This is a genomic window from Dethiosulfatibacter sp., from assembly GCF_983023055.1.
The window spans coordinates 1-3,475 of sequence record NZ_CEZJXU010000272.1; the positions used below are offsets into that span (position 1 = coordinate 1).

Sequence of the window (3,475 nt, forward strand, 5' to 3'; positions counted from 1 at the left end):
ATTATGCTTCTTGATATGTCTGTTCCCGGAAGCTGATATTTTATCGTTTCCTTGATTCTTCCTCCAAGGATTTCAAAAGCCTTTGCGGACTCCTCTATTTCCTTTTCCACATCTCCGCTTTTCATGGATATGAAGCATCCTCCCACCTTTACAAATGGGATGCAGTATTCTGAAAGTATGTTAAGAGGTGCAACTGCCCTTGAAATGGAAAGGTCATATTGTTCCCTGTATTCATCATTACTACCATAATCCTCGGCCCTTCCATGTATCATATCAACATTTTCAAGTCCCAGTACTTCAACTACTTCCTCAAGAAATATTATTCTCTTGTTGAGACTATCAAGAAGTGTTACTTCCATTCCATCATTGATTATTTTGAGAGGTATTCCTGGAAATCCCCCTCCCGTACCTATATCTATCATCTTATTTACTTTGTCCATATCAAAATAATTTTTCACTATGATACTGTCTACAAAATGCTTCATATATATTTCTTCATCTTCAGTTATAGAAGTAATATTTATCTTCTTGTTCCATTCCTGTATCATATTTTTATATATTACGAAATTTTCCAACTGTTCCGAAGTGCATTCCAGATTAGCTGATTTCAGTATTTTTTCAAGACTATTACTCATGATTTTTTTTCATCCTTTTCTGCTGCTCCAGATATATTACCAGAACATTTACATCGGCAGGAGAAACTCCTGATATCCTTGAAGCCTGTCCGAGGGAGTCTGGTCTTATCTTTGAAAGTTTCTGTCTTGCTTCTATCCTTAGTCCCTTGACCTCTTCGTACTCTATGCTTTCAGGAATATTCTTGTATTCCATCCTCTTGAACTGTTCAATTTGTCTGAATTGCTTCTTAATATATCCTTCGTACTTTATCTGTATCTCAATCTGTCTTCTTACAACCTTGTCCACTTCAGGTCTATCAGGATCAATTTCCCTTAAATCATCATACCTAATTTCGGGTCTTTTTAAAAGATCATACATGGATGTTGGGATTTTTAGTGGTACAGTATTTAGTTTTTCCAAAAGCGCCTTTACCTGGGCATTTGGGTTCACTATTTTTTTCATTACTCGTGTTTTTTCAACGTCTATACTGTTTTTCTTTTCTATAAACTTCTTGTATCTTTCCAGTGTAACAAGTCCTGCCTTGTATCCTTTTTCGGTAAGTCTCAAATCCGCATTGTCCTGTCTTAGTACCAGTCTGTATTCGGCCCTTGATGTCATCATTCTATAAGGCTCGTTTGTTCCCTTGGTAACAAGATCATCAATAAGAACTCCTATATAGGCTTCCGATCTGTCAAGAATCATAGGGTCCTTGCCGTTTTGCTTAAGAACTGCGTTTATTCCAGCAATAATTCCTTGTCCCGCTGCCTCTTCATATCCTGAGCTGCCGTTTATCTGTCCGGCAAAGAACAGATTCTCTATACTTTTGATCTCAAGATTTCTCTTCAGCTGTGTAGGGTCTATGCAGTCGTATTCTATTGCATAGGCTGGCCTCATGATTTTACAATTTTCCATTCCTTCAATAGTCCTGTACATTGCAATCTGAATCTCTTCAGGAAGAGAAGTTGAAAATCCCTGTATATACATTTCCTTTGTATCCAAACCTTCAGGTTCAACAAATACCTGATGCTTTGGCTTATCAGAAAATCTAACCACCTTGTCCTCCATTGAAGGGCAATATCTTGGGCCTACACCTTCCATCTTTCCCGCATACATAGGAGACCTTGAAAGGTTATCCCTTATGATCTCGTGGGTTTTTTCATTGGTATAGCAAAGGTAACATAGCACCTGGTCTATTTCTATTTTATCATTCATGAAAGAAAAAGGAATTACTTCCGCATCTCCCTCCTGAATCTCCATTTTATTTAAATCTATTGAATCCTTATGTACCCTGGCAGGAGTTCCAGTCTTAAATCTTTTCAAAACTATTCCGTTTTCAATAAGTGAAGCTGAGAGCTCGTTTGCAGGGAAAAGACCTCCTGGTCCACCCTCGTAGCTCACCTCTCCCATATAAATTTTTCCCTTAAGGTAGGTTCCCGTACAAAGTATTGCAGATTCTGTCTCATAGTAGGCTCCCGACTTTGTATTAACACCTACAACTTTTCCATCTTCTACATCTATTTCTATTGCTTCATTCTGGATCAGGTCCAGATTGTATTCATCTTCAATTACCTGCTTCATGGAAACATGGTATATTCTCTTATCCGTCTGAGCCCTTGAAGAGTGGACTGCAGGACCCTTTGAAGTATTAAGCAACTTGAACTGTATCATTGCCTTGTCCGTTGCAATAGCCATTTCACCGCCAAGAGCATCTATTTCCTTTACTATATGACCTTTGCCTGTACCTCCGATGTTAGGATTACAGGGCATCATTGCAAGAGAATCAAGACTCAATGTTATCATAATTGTCTTCTTGCCCATTCTTGCCGCCGCCAAAGCTGCTTCGCATCCAGCATGTCCTGCACCTATTACTACGACATCATATTTACCTGCTATAAATTGCTTTAACTCTTTCACATTTTCCTCCACTATTTCCCTATGCAAAACTCGGCAAATATTTTATCCATAAGATCGTCCCTTATGGTTTCGCCTGTTATTTCTCCCAAAAATTCAAGTGAATTCATTATATCTACTTCAAGACATTCGAGAGTAAGGGAATTTTCTATGCTTTTAAGCACATCTTCGATGGACTCTTTTGCCTTTAAAAGAAGATTTTTGTGCCTTAAATTACTTACTATTACATCATCATCAACATCAAGTGCACCTTTTAGGAATTCTTCTTTTATCTTGTTTTCGATACTTTCCAGTCCCTTGTTGCCCTTGATTGAAATTTTTATTACTTCTTCCTTTATCTTTTGGAAGTTTTCAAAGTCTATTTTTTCATGAAGATCCGTCTTGTTCAAAAGGTATAGTACCTTTTTATCTTGGATCTCCTTTATTATCATAATATCTTCACCTTCAAGTGCCTTGGATGCATCGAAAATCATGAGTATGAGATCGGCTTCTTCTATTTTATCCAGAGCCTTCTTAACTCCTATTTTTTCAACTTCATCATCCGTATATCTTATTCCTGCAGTATCTATTATCTTAAGTGGCACTCCAGCAAGATTTACGAATTCCTCGATAGTATCCCTTGTTGTTCCTGGAATTTCAGTCACTATTGCCCTGTTTTCATTAAGAAGATAGTTCATAAGGGATGATTTACCTACATTTGGCTTACCAAGAATAAGCGTTTTAATTCCTTCCTTGTATATCTTTCCTGTATCGGCAGATTTAATTAGTTTATCAAACCTCTTTAATATTTCCCGGGAAATATTCTTGATATTTTCAATAGTCATCTCTTCTTCATCATATTCGGGGAAATCTATATTAACCTCAATCTGTGATGTAAGACCCATCAACGATTCTCTTATGCACTTTATTTCCTTTGAAAGTCTTCCTTCAAGCTGATGCATTGAAAGAT

The 3,475-nt window shown here is 37.3% G+C and carries 3 protein-coding genes; all 3 read right to left on the reverse strand.

Annotation, left to right across the window (positions count from 1 at the left end; all coding sequences use genetic code 11):
* The coding region (gene rsmG / locus AC3AX0_RS09440; protein WP_487550043.1) for a 16S rRNA (guanine(527)-N(7))-methyltransferase RsmG at positions 1-635 on the reverse strand (635 nt) is incomplete at its 3' end.
* On the reverse strand, positions 628-2,529 hold the full coding sequence (mnmG, locus tag AC3AX0_RS09445; RefSeq protein ID WP_487550044.1) for a tRNA uridine-5-carboxymethylaminomethyl(34) synthesis enzyme MnmG: 1,902 nt from the start codon (positions 2,527-2,529) through the stop codon (positions 628-630). The genes mnmG and rsmG, both read right to left, overlap by 8 nt.
* Before the next feature lie 11 nt (positions 2,530-2,540).
* A partial coding sequence (gene mnmE / locus AC3AX0_RS09450; RefSeq protein ID WP_487550045.1) for a tRNA uridine-5-carboxymethylaminomethyl(34) synthesis GTPase MnmE occupies positions 2,541-3,475 on the reverse strand: 935 nt, incomplete at its 5' end.